Genomic DNA, 13,305 nt, shown 5'->3' on the forward strand with positions numbered 1-13,305 from the left:
CACCGTCAAATCTGCGGTCGGTAGGGGCTCCTGACGCAAGACCAGGGGCCCCTATCGCACCATCGGCAACAAATCTTTAACCTCCGGGTACTTGCTAACTGAATGACATGCACACGTAAGCTTCCGGCCAGCGTGAGGAAATACCTCACCCCCCACCACGCTTCGCGAGGAGTCAACGTGCGCGCCGTCGCCCGCATATCCCCCCTTCTCCGCCGCCGCCTCATGGGCACGGCCGTCCTGGCCTCCACCCTGGCCTTCGCCCCTCTGACGGCCCCGACCACGGTCGCCGCCGCCGCGGCGAAGACCCCCGCCGAGGTCTGTGCCGAGCAGGGCTCCGCCCCTGCCAACGCCCGCGTGGCCCGGCCCAAGGACCACCACGCGGCCGACCCCAACGAGATCAGCGCCGCCCAGGTCAAGGCCATGGACGCCGACCTGAAGAAGAAGCTCTCCCAGCTCCAGCTCTCCCCCCAGCAGAGCGAGGGCATGCGCGCCGGCGCCGCGGCCGCCGTCACGACCATCCCGGTCTACGTGCACGTCATCACCTCCGGCACCACCGGCAAGCTGACGGCCGCCCAGATCAACAACCAGATCTCGGTCCTCAACGCGGCCTACGCGGGCCAGGGCACCGGCAACGTCAACTCCGGCTACCAGTTCAGCCTGGCCGGGACCGACTACACCGACAACTCGACCTGGTACAACGTCTCGGACGGCACCAAGGCCGAGAAGGACATGAAGAACGCCCTGCGCAAGGGCGGCAAGAACGCGCTCAACCTCTACACCGCCAACCTCGGCGGCGGGCTCCTGGGCTGGGCGACCTTCCCCAGCTCCTACGCCTCGGCGCCCAAGATGGACGGCGTCGTCATCCTCAACTCCTCGCTGCCCGGCGGCTCCGCCACCAACTACAACGAGGGCGACACCGCCACCCACGAGGTCGGCCACTGGATGGGTCTCTACCACACCTTCCAGGGCGGCTGCACGGGCAGCGGCGACTCCGTCTCCGACACCCCGGCCGAGGCCAGCGCGGCCTTCGAGTGCCCGACCGGGCGCGACACCTGCACCGCGCCGGGCGCCGACCCGATCCACAACTTCATGGACTACACGTACGACTCCTGCATGTACCAGTTCACGGCCGGCCAGGTGGCGCGCATGAAGAGCATGTGGACGGCCTACCGCGCCTGACCCGCGGCCGGTCCTCCCCGCTCCGTCCGCTCCACCCGCTCCATCCGCTCCACCGCGCCTCCCGCGCGAACGGCAGGGCCCCCGGCGTCACCGCCGGGGGCCCTGCCCCGTCCTACGACCTGCCCGCGCCCCTACAGGCTGTCGAGGAAGCCGAGCGCGACCTTCCAGGTCTCCTCCGCCGCCTCGGCGTCGTAGTCGTCCAGGTCCGGGTCCGTGAAGAGGTGACCGGCCCCCGGATAGGTGTGCACCTCCACGTCCGCCCCGGCCCGCCGCATCCGCAGGTACCAGGCGGTCAGCCAGTCGTGCGGCTCGAAGGGGTCCGGATCGGCGACGTGCAGCTGCACCGGCAGCTCGTCGGCCAAGGCGTCCTCGTCCAGGTCCGCCGTGCCGTGCAGGAGCAGCAGTCCGCGCGCCTTGTCGTCGGCCAGCGCCAGGTGCTGGGCGACCGAGCCGCCGTAGGAGAAACCGGCGTAGACCAGACCCCGGTCGGAGTACGGCGCCACGGCCAGGACCGCCCGCTTGAGCAGCTCGTCACGGCCGACCTCGTCCTGGTGGGCCATCCCCTCCTCGACCGTCGCGAACGTACGCCCCTCGAAGAGGTCGGGCACCTGGACCTGGTGTCCGGCCGCGCGCAGCCGGTCGGCCGCCGCGTGCACCGCGGGCCGCAGCCCGTACGTCGAATGGAAGAGCACGATGTTCATGCCTCCCATCGTGCCATTCACGGCGAAGGCAGGAGTCGCGGGACCCGTCGCGGTTAGGTTCAGGGTATGGAGATGGAGAACGTCCTGCGTCCCGTCGTGGCCCTCGCCGCCGTACTGGTCCTCACCCTGCTCGCCGGGTGGCTGCTCGACCTGCTGCTGCGCAAGGCCGACGCCCGGCACACCGAGACCCCCCTGTGGGGGCTGCTGCGCCGCTGCGTCCCGCCCTTCCGGCTGGTCCTGGCCACGGGCCTGCTGCAGGCCTCGTACCGGCGGGCGGGCGTCTTCCCCGCCCACCGGGCCGCCGTCGGGCACGTCCTGGCCCTGCTCATGATCGCCTCGACCGCCTGGCTGCTCGTGCGGATCGCCACGGCCGTCGTGGACTCCGTCTACTCCCGCTACGCCGCCTCCCACCCGAACGAAGCCCGGGTCCGGCGCGTCCGCACCCAGGTCACCCTGATCCAGCGGGTGGTCGTCGCCGTGGCGGTGGTGGTCTCCGTCGCCGCGATGCTGCTGACCTTCCCCGCCATGAGGGTGGCCGGCGCCTCGATGCTGGCCTCCGCCGGCGTCCTCGGCATCGTGGCCGGCATCGCCGCCCAGTCCACCCTCGGCAACCTCTTCGCCGGACTCCAGATCGCCTTCGGCGACACCGTGCGCATCGGGGACACCGTGGTCGTGGACAAGGAGTGGGGCACGGTCGAGGAGATCACCCTGACCTTCCTCGTGGTCCGCACCTGGGACGAACGCCGCATCACGATGCCCGTCTCGTACTTCACCAGCAAGCCCTACGAGAACTGGTCGCGCGGCGGCGCCGAGATCACCGGCACCGTCTTCTTCCACCTCGACCACGCGGCGCCGGTCGCCCTGATGCGGGACAAGCTGGCGGAGCTCCTCAAGGACATCCCCGAATGGGACGGCCGCACCGGATCCCTGGCCGTCACCGACACCACCCCGAACACCATCGTGGTGCGCGCCGTCGTCACGGCGAAGAACGCCGACGAGGTGTGGACCCTGCGCTGCGCGGTGCGCGAGCAGCTGGTCACCTGGCTGTCCGCCCAGCACCCGTACGCCTTCCCGCGCGTCACGACCTCGGAGACCGACCCCCGCACGTAGCGGGGGGGGCGGACCGGTCAGAACGTCAGGCGCAGCAGCGCGCCGCCGCCGGGTGCGGCCTGCGCCGTCAGCTCCGCCGCGTGCGCCCGCGCGATCTGCCGGGCCATCGCCAGCCCCAGTCCCGAGCCCGGCAGGGCGCGGGCGGTCCCGGCCCGGTAGAAGCGGTCGAAGACGTACGGCAGGTCCTGCGCGGCGATGCCCGGACCGTGGTCGCGGACCGTCAGCTCGGGGGCGCCGCCGTCGCGGACCGTCAGCTCCACCTCCACCGGCAGCCCCGGCGGGCTGAACTTCGCCGCGTTGTCCAGCAGGTTCCCCACCAGCCGGCTCAGCCGCGCCGGCACCCCCGGCACCACCGCCTCGGCCGTCTCCACACGGAACTCCACCGCGGGCCAGTGCGCCCCCGCCGCCTCCGCGCAGTGCCGCACGAGGAGGTCCAGCCGCACCTGTTCCACCAGCGGCGTCGGCTCCTCGTCCCGCGCCAGCTCGATCAGGTCGTTCACCAGCCCCGTCACCTCCCGCAGCTGGCGCCCCAGCGCGGCCGCCGCCCGCTCGCGCTGCGCCGTGGTCAGCCGGTCGGCCCGGGCCAGCAGTTCCGCGTTGGTCCGCAGCGCCGTCAGCGGGGTCCGCAGCTCGTGCGAGGCGTCCGCGACCAGCCGCCGCTGCGCGGTGACGGACTGCTCCAGTTCCCCGAGCATCGTGTTGAAGCTCCCGGCCAGCCGCGTGATCTCGTCCTCCCGCCCGGGCGGCGGCAGCTCGATCCGGTGCCGCGGATCCCGGGTCGCGGCGATCCGCTCGGCCGTCGCGGTCAGCCGGGTCACCGGGGCGAGGCCGGTCCGGGAGACCCAGTGGCCGAGTACGGCGGCCAGCAGCACCCCCGCCACCGCCGTCAGGACGAGCCACCAGGCGGCCTCCTCCGTACCCCCCTCGACGCTGTCGGCCCGCAGCGCCACCTGGAGCGCCCGTCCCTCGGCGTAGTCGGTGGTGAGCATCCGCGCGGGGTGCCCGTCCACCGTGATGTTCGAGAAGTACGGGGCCCGTGTGCCGGCGGCGACCTGCCGAGCGGCCGGGGCCACGGGCAGCAGCCCCGGCGCGGACGGGTCCCGGTCCGGGTCGGCCGGGACCACCTCCGCGCACGCGGGGGCGGCCAGGAAGCGGCACTCCCCCGCCAGCGTGCCGGGCACCTCGTCGGGGTGCCGCTGCGCGGCGAGCCGGGCGGACTGGGTCAGGTTGAGATCGAGCTGCCAGTACAGCGCGTCCCGTACGACGAACAACGCGGTCACGCACACCACCACGGCCACCAGGGCCACGGCCGCGGTGACGGACAGCGCCAGCCGGGTCCGCAGTGGCCCCCGCCTGCGCCAGGACGGGGCGCGCCGCCGCCGGTCACGGCGTTTCACGCGGTGTCCAGCCGGTAGCCGACCCCGTGCACGGTGTGGACCAGCCGGGGCTCGCCCCCGGCCTCCAGCTTCCGGCGCAGGTAGCCGACGTACACGGCGAGCGAGTTGGATTCCGGCCCGAAGTCCTGCCCCCACACCAGTTCCAGGATCAGCTCGCGCGGAAGCACCTGCCCGGGGTGGCGCAGGAGCAGTTCCAGCAGCGCGGCCTCGGTCCGGCTGAACTCCAGCAGCCGTCCGCCCCGCCGGCCGGTCCGGGTCCCGGGGTCCAGGACGAGGTCGTCGAAGCCCAGCGGGGCGGCGCCCGGGGGCTCGGGGGCGGCCCGCCGCAGCAGGGCCCGCACCCGCGCGACCAGCTCGTCCAGTGCGAACGGCTTGACGAGGTAGTCGTCGGCCCCGGCCTCCAGCCCGTCGACGCGTTCGCTGACGGAGTCCAGCGCCGTCAGGACGAGCACGGGCGTACGGTCGCCCATCGCCCGCAGCTGCCGGCACACCCCCAGCCCGTCGAGCACCGGCATCAGCACGTCCAGGACGACCGCGTCCGGCTCCCAGCGCGCCACCTCGGACAGCGCGGCCAGCCCGTCCGGCGCTCCGCGCACCTCGAACCCCTCGATGGCCAGGCCGTCCTCCACGGCGGCCCGCACCTCGGGCTCGTCGTCGACCACCAGAATCCGCTGCCTCATGGGACAAAGCCTGCCAAAGACAGCGATGAGAACCTCTTAGAACGTTCTTAGGACGCACCGCGAGTGTGCGTCCCATGACCACTCGACACACACCGGCGGCACTCTCCGTCGTGATCGGTGCGGGCGGCACCGGCGGCCACATCTACCCGGGGCTCGCCCTCGCCGAGGCGCTGCGCGCGGCCGTTCCGCGGGCCGTGGTCTCGTTCATCGGGACCGAGCGGGGCCTGGAGACCGAGCTGATCCCGGGCGCCGGCTACCGCCTGCACACCGTTGACATGATCCCCTTCGACCCCGCGCTGGGCGCCAAGCGCTATCTGCTGCCCGCGGCGCTGCTGCGCTCGGCGCACCAGGCCCGCTCGGTGATCCAGGCGCAGGGCGCGCACGCCGTCGTCGGCATGGGCGGCTATCCCAGCGCACCGGCGGTGCTCGGCGCCCGGCTGGCCGGGCTGCCGGCCGTGATCCACGAGTCGAACGCGGTGCCCGGCCGGGCCAACCGGTTCGCGGCCCGGCTCACCCCGCACGTCGCGGTGGCCTTCGACCGCAGCCGCGCCCACCTGGCGGGCGGCGCGCGGGCCCTGACCACCGGAATGCCGATCTCCGCGGCACTGGCGGGGCTCGCGGAGCTCCCCGGCCCGGAGCGGGCGGAGCTGCGCGCCGAGGCCCGGCACGCCCTGCGGGTCCCCCCGGGGCGACGGCTGGTGGTCTTCAACGGCGGCAGCCTGGGCGCCGTACGCCTCACCCGGGCGGCCGTCGCGCTGGCCGGGCTCTGGCAGGGGCGGGACGACGTACAGCTGCTGATCAAAACGGGCCCGGCGGCGCTGCCCGACACGGAGGCGGACCTCACCGCGACCGGCGGGCGGCGGATCGCGCGGGCCCTGCCGTACCTGGACCGCATGGACCTCGTCTACGCGGCCGCCGACCTGGTGGTGTGCCGGGCGGGCTCCGCGACGGTGGCCGAACTGTCGGCGACCGGGGTCCCGGCCGTGCTCGTGCCCTACCCGCACGCCCCGGGCGACCACCAGACGCACAACGCCCGGGTCCTGTCCGACGCGGGCGCGGGACTGCTGCTGTCCGACGCCGAGGCCACCGCCGAACGCCTCGCCGGTCTGATCGGGCCGCTGCTGGCCGACCCGGCCCGGCTGGCGTCGATGGCCGGCGCCGCCGACCCCGGCCCGCACGCGCGGGCCGCCGAACTGCTGGCCGCGGAGGTCCTCCGCGTGGCCGGCGTCCGTCTTCCCACCCTGGAGCACGCATGACCGACAACTGGACCGACCGCACCGTCCTCGTCACCGGGGCCGAGGGCTTCATCGGCTCGACGCTGGTGGACCTGCTGGTGGCTCGGGGCGCCCGGGTCCGCGCCTTCGTGCACTACAAGCCGTACGCCGAGAAGGGCCACCTGGCCCGCTACCTCGCCGACCCCGACGGCCCGGTGGAGATGTGGGCGGGCGACGTCCGCGACGCGGGCCGGGTCAGCGACGCGGTGGCCGGCTGCGACACCGTCTTCCACCTCGCGGCACTGATCGGGATCCCGTACAGCTACGCCTCGCCGGGTGCGTACGTGCAGACCAACGTCACCGGCACGCAGAACATGGCGGAGGCCTGCCGCCGGCACGGCGTGCGCCGCCTGGTCCACACCTCCACCAGCGAGGTCTACGGCACGGCCCGCACGGCGCCCATCGCGGAGGACCACCCGCTCCAGCCGCAGTCCCCGTACTCCGCCTCGAAGATCGGCGCGGACATGATGGCGCTCTCCTTCCACCACGCCTTCGAACTGCCGGTGACGGTGGTGCGCCCCTTCAACACCTACGGCCCGCGCCAGTCGGCCCGCGCGGTGATCCCCACGATCCTGGCCCAGCTGCACGCGGGCGCCCGCGAGGTCCGCCTCGGCTCCCTGTCCCCCACCCGGGACTTCACGTACGTGACGGACACGGCCGAGGGCTTCCTCGCGGTGGCGGAGTGCGACCGGGCGCTGGGCGAGGTGGTCAACCTCGGCAGCGGCCAGGAGATATCCGTCGGCGAGCTGGCGCGGGCGCTGATCACGGCCTCGGGCCGGGACGCGGAGGTGGTCGTGGACCCGTCCCGGCTGCGCCCCTCGGGCAGCGAGGTGCAGCGCCTCCTCTCGGACAACTCCCGCGCCCGCGCATGGGCGGGCTGGAAGCCCGAGGTCTCCCTGCCGGAGGGCCTGCGCCGCACCTCCGACTGGATCGCGGCGAACCCTCACCTCTTCGCCCCGGACCGCTACCAGGTGTAGGCCGTCCCTTCCGGATCTCGCGGGCCGAACGTGCGGTCGATCCGCCCTCGTCCAGGTGAGGGGCCGACGGTTTTCCGCAATCCTCGGGTATTCCGAATGTAGGCTCCCTCGCGCCCCCGGAAATCCCGGACTCCGAGGGGCGGCAGGAGCCCACATTTTCCTCCGGAGAATGCCCGAGGAGGAATTCCCCGAAGGAGAGCCGCCATCACCACGACGGACGAGGCGGAACGGTACGGAGAGAGGCTCTTCGCGGCCTCCCACGGCAACGAGCGCGAACGGCTGGGCGGTCTGGCCGACGCGTTCGATCCGACGAGCCGGCAGAACCTGCTCGCGCTGGGGCTCGACGCCCGGTGGTCGTGCCTGGAGGTCGGCGCGGGCACGGGCACCCTGAGCGGCTGGCTCACGTCCGTCGCCGCATCCGCCGGGCAGGTCACGGCCGTCGACCGCGACGTCCGCTTCCTCGGCCACCTCTCGGCCGAGGGCGCGCGGGTCATCGAGGCGGACATCACCGACCCGGCCTTCCACCCCGGCCGGTTCGACCTCGTGCACGCCCGGTTCGTGCTGATGCACCTGCGGGACCGTGAGGAGGTGCTCCGCCGCATGGTGTCCTGGCTCAAGCCCGGTGGGCTGCTGGTCGTCTCCGACTCCCTCGCGGTCGGCGGCGAAACGTCCCCGCACGAGGCGTACCGGCGTACGATCACCGGCTACTGGCGCATGATCGCCGAGACGATCGGCAGCGACAGGCACTGCGCCGCCCAGTATCCCCGGGTGTTGACCGGGCTCGGGTTGCGGGACGTGGGCATGCACACGCACCTGCCGGTCGTGGGGCTCGATGCCGGGTTCGGCCGGTTCCTGGCGCTGACGTTGGAGCAGGCCAAGGACAGGCTCCTGGCGGCCGGGCTGCCCGCGGCCGTCTACGACGAGGCGGTCGAGCACCTGAAGGACCCCATGACCAGGGAGCCGTTCTTCGCCATGGCCACCTGCTGGGGCCGGGCCCCGGTCGGCCCCCGGCAACAATCCGCGGGCTTTCCCCTCGCCTGATTTCATCCGCCCGTGTGAAGAAACATCAATGCAGCCGGAGGCCGGCCGAATACCGCCAAGAATGGGGATCCCGGTCCGTGGTGCACAAAACACCACGGGACATGCATCGGGCCGGGGATGTCCTGGCCCCGGGGTCTGCGAGGAGAGAGAAACCGTGCGAAACGAAGCCGCTCAGCGCGTCGCGCTGATCTTCAAGCTGCTGGACGCCAACGGGAACGGAGTGCTCGAAGCCAAGGACTTCGAGCTGAACGCCGACCGGGTGCTGGCCGTCGCCACGGACTCGCGGCCGGAGGCCAGGCAGGCGCTGGCGGACAGCATGCGCCGCTGGTGGGACGTGCTGGTCGGAGCTCTGGACACCGACGGTGACGGTGTGATCAGCCCGCGGGAGTTCGAGGCATCGGTGCTCGACCCCGAGCGGTTCGGCCCGGCCGCCCATGCGTTCGCCGACGCACTGGCGGCACTCGGCGACCCCGACGGGGACGGCCTGATCGAACGACCCCGCTTCCTCGGCCTGATGACCGCCTGGGGCTTCGACGTACCGAACATCAACCTGCTGTTCGACGCGTTCGGACCGGACGCCGACGACCGGATCACGGTGACCGCCTGGGCCGACGGCATCCGCGACTACTACACACCCGGTCTGGCCGGGATCCCCGGTGACCACCTGGTCCCCCTGCCCGCCTGAGCTGCCACCGCAGCATCCGCACGGAGCCCTCCGGACCGGTGGGCCCGGTCCGGCAGCTGCCCACCGGGCCCCCGCACCTCCTACGGACTGCGCAGGCTGCGGACGTCCAGGTGGCGCAGCACCCGGTCCACGATCTCCGGGTCCGCCCCCGGCTCGCTCCGGGCGGCCAGCACCTCGTGCCGGGCGGCGGACATCATCTCCCGCTGGATCCGCTGCACGTCCCGGATCCGCTCCACCCGCTTCCCGTACGCCTCCCGCCGCTCCTCGTCGACGAGGTCGGGGCTGATCCTGGCCCCGACGTCGTAGGCGCGCCGGTACAGGATCTCCACCAGGTCCTCGGGAAGGTCCTCGACCTGTTCGATCTCCTTCAGCCGCCGCTTCGCCGCCTTCGCCGCGCGCAGCGCCAGCCGCCGCCGGCCCTCGCGCTCGGCGTCCGCGTCGGCCTCCACCCCGAGCCGCCGCACCAGCCAGGGCAGCGTCAGCCCCTGGCAGACCAGGGTCACCATGATCACCGCGAAAGCGATGAACACGATCTCGTCCCGGCCGGGGAAGGGCTCCCCCGCGTCCGTGCGCAGCGGGATGGCCAGGGCCAGCGCCACCGAGGCCACCCCGCGCATCCCGGCCCACCACATCACCACGCTCTCCCGCCAGCTCAGCGGGATCTCCTCGTCGTAGTCGCGGCGGCGGTGCAGCTTCTTCGCCAGCCAGCCCGCCGGGAGCAGCCAGACCAGCCGTACGCCGACGACCACCACGATCACGACCGCCGCCCAGCCGACCATCTCCCAGACCCGGCCCTTCGCGACGCCGAAGACGTTGTGCAGCTCCAGCCCGATCAGTCCGAACGCCACACCGGTGACGAGCGTGTCGACGATCTCCCAGAAGGTGTGCCCGGCCAGCCTGCCCAGCACGTCGTCGGCGTCCGAGGCGAACTCGGCGAGGAACAGGGCGGTCGTCAGGACGGCCAGCACCCCCGAGCCATGGAGTTGCTCCGCCATCACGTACGCGACGAACGGCACGAGCAGCGTCAGCCCGATCTGGAGCGTGGCGTCCCCGAGCCGGCCCATCATCCACTGCGTCACCCAGCCGAGCCCGAACCCCACGGCCACCGCGACGACGGCGGACAGCACGAACTCCCCGAGCGCGTCGGGCCACGAGAAGCTTCCGCTGACGACGGCGGCGACGGCCACGTGGTAGAGCACGATGGCGGTGACGTCGTTGAACAGCCCCTCCCCCTCCAGGATCGAGACCATCCTGCGGGGCAGCCCGAGCGATCCGGCGACGGCGGTGGCCGCGACGGGGTCGGGAGGGGCGATGAGCGCGCCGAGCGCGACGGCCCCGGCGACGGGCAGCACCGGCACGATGGCGTTCGCGACGGCCGCGACGGCGGCGGTGGTCACGAAGACCAGGGCCACGGCCAGCAGCAGGATCGGCCGCACGTTGGCCGCGAACTGGCGCCAGGAGGTGCGCTGCGCGGAGGCGTACAGCAGCGGGGGCAGCAGGAGCGGCAGGATGTACTCGGGCGGGATGTCGACGTTCGGCACGACGGGCACCAGGGCCAGCGCCACCCCGACGATGGTCATCAGCACGGGCGCGGGAAGCCCCAGCCGGTCCCCGAGCGGAACGGTGACGACGGCCCCGAGCAGCAGCACGAACAGCAGAGCAAGCTGATCCACTCCCCCACCCTGCCAGGCCGCTGCCGCTGGGCTACGGGGGACGGGGGCCACCACCCCGGCGTGTCGGCCCCGGCCCATCCCCGGCCCCGCACGGGTCCGATCCCCTGCGGTGCAACCGCACCGGCACGCCGGAGCTCGGCCCGCGCGGCCGGTTCGTGTTCCGGGTCCCGCGGGTGCGGGTCACGACACGGCGCTCCGCGCCCGCGCCTCAATCGCCGGCGGGGCTGGAATTGCGCTCCGCGCAATCCGGCCCGCCTGGCGCTCGACAGCGGCGACCGGCCAGAATCCAGCCTCGCCGGCGTTTGAGGCGCGGGGTCCGGGGCGGAGCCTGGTCTGCTCGGCGCGGACCGACCGGCCGAACCAGCCTGGGGCCGGGGTACGGCCCGGTCGGGGGCGTGGACCGCCGGCCGAAATCCAGCCCCGCCGGCGATTGAGGCGCGGGGGTCCGGGGGCTGGCCCCCGGCAGCGGACCCGCACCCCAGGGCTACGGCAGAGCGCGCCGCATCGAGCGGTGCGGGATGCCCGCGTCCTGGAACTCCGGCCCGTAGGCCACGTAGCCGAGCCGCTCGTAGAAGCCCATCGCGTGCGTCTGCGCGCCGAGGTCGACCGCCGTCAGGCCCAGCCCGGCCGCCTCCGTCTCGATCGCCCGGACCAGCGCGACCCCGACGCCCAGTCCGCGCGCGGACTTCCGTACGGCGAGGCGCCCCAGCGAGCCGACCTCGGGCGAGCCGGTCTTGCCGAGGGCCTCGGGGCCGTGCAGCAGGCGTCCGGTGCCCAGGGCCTCGCCCTCGGGGCCCACGGCCAGCACGTGCACCGCGACCGCGTCGTACGCGTCGTACTCGATCGACTCCGGCACGGACTGCTCGACCACGAACACGTCGGTCCGCACCGCGTAGCAGGCGGCCAGATCGGCCTCCGAGGAGGCCACCCGCACCGAGACGGACGTCACTGGCTCTCGGCCCGGATCACGTCCAGCGCGTGCTGGAGGTCGGCCGGGTAGCCGCTCTCGAACTCCACCCACTGCCCGTCGGCCGGGTGTTCGAAGCCGAGCCGCACGGCGTGCAGCCACTGCCGGGTCAGCCCGAGCCGCTTGGCGACGGTCGGGTCGGCACCGTAGGTCAGGTCGCCGACGCAGGGGTGGCGGTGCGCGGACATGTGCACGCGGATCTGGTGCGTGCGCCCCGTCTCCAGCTTGATGTCCAGCAGCGACGCGGCGCGGAACGCCTCGATCAGGTCGTAGTGGGTGACGGACGCCTTGCCGTCCTGGGTCACCGCCCACTTGTAGTCGGCACTGGGGTGGCGCCCGATCGGCGCGTCGATGGTGCCGCTCATCGGGTCCGGGTGGCCCTGCACCAGCGCGTGGTAGCGCTTGTCGACGACCCGCTCGCGGAACTGGTTCTTCAGCGAGGTGTACGCGCGCTCGGACTTGGCGACGGCCATCAGGCCGGAGGTGCCGACGTCGAGGCGGTGGACGATGCCCTGCCGCTCGGACGCGCCGGAGGTGGAGATCCGGTAGCCGGCGGCGGCGAGGCCGCCGATGACGGTGGTGCCGGTCCAGCCGGGGCTCGGGTGCGCGGCGACGCCGACCGGCTTCATGATCACGACGATGTCGTCGTCGTCGTGGACGATCTCCATGCCGGGCACGGGCTCGGCGACGAGCTCGACCGGGCGCGGCGGGGCGGGCATCTCGACTTCGAGCCAGGCGCCGCCGTGCACGCGCTCGGACTTGCCGACGACGCTGCCGTCGACCGAGACCTTCCCCTCCGACGCCAGCTCGGCCGCCTTCGTCCGGGAGAAACCGAACATACGGGCGATGGCGGCGTCCACGCGCTCGCCTTCGAGGCCATCGGGAACGGGCAGGGTGCGGATCTCGGGAATCGTACTCACCCGTCGAGTATGCAGGACTCGGCGCAGGACCATTCCCGCGATCGGCCCGGGACCGGCCCGCGACCGGGCCCGCGACGGGCCCCGGACGGGCCCCGCGATCAGTCCTTGTGGACGGTGCCGTCCGGGTCCAGGCCCTTGAAGGACAGCAGGACGATCAGGATGCCGCCGCACACGATCGCCGAGTCCGCGAGGTTGAAGACGGCGAAGTGGGCGGGGGCGATGAAGTCGACCACCGCGCCGCGGAACACGCCCGGCGAGCGGAAGATCCGGTCGGTGAGGTTGCCCAGCGCGCCGCCCAGCAGCAGACCGAGGGCGATCGCCCACGGCAGGCTGTACAGCTTGCGCGCCAGCCGGACGATCACCACGATCACCGTCGCCGCGATGCAGGTGAAGATGATCGTGAACGCCTCGCCGAAGCCGAAGGCGGCGCCGGGGTTGCGGATCGCGTTGAACTGCAGCAGGTCGCCGAGGACCCGGATCGGGGGCTGGTGCTCCAGCCGGGCCACGACCAGCATCTTGCTGCCGAGGTCGACCAGGTACGCGAGCACCGCCACGACGAGCAGCGCCGCGATCCGCCGGCGCCCCCTGGGCGCGTCCGGCCCAGGCTGCGGCTCGGCGTCGTCCCCGACCTCCGGCGTACCGATGATGCGCTCCGCCTCTGCCACGTGAGTCCCTCGACTAGCTCGATCCCGACGAGACAC

13 protein-coding genes are annotated in these 13,305 nt (G+C 73.1%); 6 read left to right on the forward strand and 7 right to left on the reverse strand.

Translation table 11 applies throughout. The features are described 5' to 3' along the window. Positions 1–222 precede the first annotated feature (222 nt). Positions 223–1,179 (forward strand): zinc metalloprotease, encoded by a 957-nt coding sequence (locus ABZW32_RS11540; RefSeq protein ID WP_356214363.1) that lies wholly within the window; start codon positions 223–225, stop codon positions 1,177–1,179. Between the two features lie 131 nt (positions 1,180–1,310). On the opposite strand, the gene ABZW32_RS11545 is transcribed toward ABZW32_RS11540, so the two are convergent. Next, positions 1,311–1,889: a dienelactone hydrolase family protein gene (locus ABZW32_RS11545; protein WP_356214290.1), complete on the reverse strand. Its 579-nt coding sequence runs from the start codon at positions 1,887–1,889 to the stop codon at positions 1,311–1,313. Positions 1,890–1,952: 63 nt separating this feature from the next. On the opposite strand from ABZW32_RS11545, the gene ABZW32_RS11550 reads away from it, so the two are divergent. Continuing rightward, positions 1,953–2,990, forward strand: coding sequence for a mechanosensitive ion channel domain-containing protein (locus ABZW32_RS11550; protein WP_356214365.1), 1,038 nt, complete (start codon positions 1,953–1,955; stop codon positions 2,988–2,990). Positions 2,991–3,007: 17 nt separating this feature from the next. Here ABZW32_RS11550 and ABZW32_RS11555 read toward each other — a convergent pair whose 3' ends face one another. Beyond that, positions 3,008–4,387 (reverse strand): HAMP domain-containing sensor histidine kinase, encoded by a 1,380-nt coding sequence (locus tag ABZW32_RS11555; RefSeq protein ID WP_356214292.1) that lies wholly within the window; start codon positions 4,385–4,387, stop codon positions 3,008–3,010. Then, entirely contained in the window at positions 4,384–5,067 is a 684-nt protein-coding gene (locus ABZW32_RS11560; protein ID WP_356214294.1) for a response regulator transcription factor, read from the reverse strand. Before ABZW32_RS11560 ends, ABZW32_RS11555 begins: the two co-directional genes overlap by 4 nt. A gap of 74 nt (positions 5,068–5,141) precedes the next feature. On the opposite strand from ABZW32_RS11560, the gene ABZW32_RS11565 reads away from it, so the two are divergent. From ABZW32_RS11565 to ABZW32_RS11580, 4 genes are all read left to right on the forward strand, one after another. Next, positions 5,142–6,323 carry a UDP-N-acetylglucosamine--N-acetylmuramyl-(pentapeptide) pyrophosphoryl-undecaprenol N-acetylglucosamine transferase gene (locus tag ABZW32_RS11565; protein WP_356214296.1) on the forward strand — a complete coding sequence of 394 codons (1,182 nt, stop codon included), beginning with the start codon at positions 5,142–5,144 and terminating at the stop codon, positions 6,321–6,323. Further along, a complete protein-coding gene (locus ABZW32_RS11570) occupies positions 6,320–7,318 on the forward strand; it encodes an SDR family NAD(P)-dependent oxidoreductase (RefSeq protein ID WP_356214298.1) in 999 nt (332 codons plus the stop codon). Before ABZW32_RS11565 ends, ABZW32_RS11570 begins: the two co-directional genes overlap by 4 nt. A gap of 333 nt (positions 7,319–7,651) precedes the next feature. Beyond that, positions 7,652–8,359, forward strand: coding sequence for a methyltransferase domain-containing protein (locus ABZW32_RS11575; RefSeq protein ID WP_356214367.1), 708 nt, complete (start codon positions 7,652–7,654; stop codon positions 8,357–8,359). Positions 8,360–8,513: 154 nt separating this feature from the next. Then, positions 8,514–9,044: a calcium-binding protein gene (locus ABZW32_RS11580; RefSeq protein WP_356214300.1), complete on the forward strand. Its 531-nt coding sequence runs from the start codon at positions 8,514–8,516 to the stop codon at positions 9,042–9,044. 80 nt (positions 9,045–9,124) lie between these two features. On the opposite strand, the gene ABZW32_RS11585 is transcribed toward ABZW32_RS11580, so the two are convergent. The 4 genes from ABZW32_RS11585 to lspA all read right to left on the reverse strand — a co-directional run bounded on the left by ABZW32_RS11585 (position 9,125) and on the right by lspA (position 13,269). Continuing rightward, positions 9,125–10,717, reverse strand: a complete 1,593-nt coding sequence (locus ABZW32_RS11585; RefSeq protein WP_356214302.1) for a Na+/H+ antiporter — start codon at positions 10,715–10,717, stop codon at positions 9,125–9,127. 484 nt (positions 10,718–11,201) lie between these two features. After that, complete coding sequence (locus ABZW32_RS11590) at positions 11,202–11,666, reverse strand: GNAT family N-acetyltransferase (RefSeq protein WP_356214304.1); 465 nt, start codon at positions 11,664–11,666, stop codon at positions 11,202–11,204. Next, on the reverse strand, positions 11,663–12,604 hold the full coding sequence (locus tag ABZW32_RS11595; RefSeq protein ID WP_266577719.1) for an RluA family pseudouridine synthase: 942 nt from the start codon (positions 12,602–12,604) through the stop codon (positions 11,663–11,665). The genes ABZW32_RS11590 and ABZW32_RS11595 overlap by 4 nt, the downstream gene beginning before the upstream one ends. A gap of 98 nt (positions 12,605–12,702) precedes the next feature. Beyond that, positions 12,703–13,269: a signal peptidase II gene (gene lspA / locus ABZW32_RS11600; RefSeq protein WP_356214306.1), complete on the reverse strand. Its 567-nt coding sequence runs from the start codon at positions 13,267–13,269 to the stop codon at positions 12,703–12,705. Between the last annotated feature and the right edge of the window lie 36 nt (positions 13,270–13,305).

Source organism: Streptomyces sp. NPDC004667 (genome assembly GCF_040609475.1).
GTDB lineage: Bacteria > Actinomycetota > Actinomycetes > Streptomycetales > Streptomycetaceae > Streptomyces.

What these genes read in the sequence shown, in the direction of transcription:
- ABZW32_RS11540 (WP_356214363.1), top strand. Translation starts at nt 223, where the DNA reads ATGGGCACGGCCGTCCTGGCCTCCACCCTGGCCTTCGCCCCTCTGACG.
- ABZW32_RS11545 (WP_356214290.1), bottom strand. Translation starts at nt 1,889, where the DNA reads ATGGGAGGCATGAACATCGTGCTCTTCCATTCGACGTACGGGCTGCGG.
- ABZW32_RS11550 (WP_356214365.1), top strand. Translation starts at nt 1,953, where the DNA reads ATGGAGAACGTCCTGCGTCCCGTCGTGGCCCTCGCCGCCGTACTGGTC.
- ABZW32_RS11560 (WP_356214294.1), bottom strand. Translation starts at nt 5,067, where the DNA reads ATGAGGCAGCGGATTCTGGTGGTCGACGACGAGCCCGAGGTGCGGGCC.
- ABZW32_RS11565 (WP_356214296.1), top strand. Translation starts at nt 5,142, where the DNA reads ATGACCACTCGACACACACCGGCGGCACTCTCCGTCGTGATCGGTGCG.
- ABZW32_RS11570 (WP_356214298.1), top strand. Translation starts at nt 6,320, where the DNA reads ATGACCGACAACTGGACCGACCGCACCGTCCTCGTCACCGGGGCCGAG.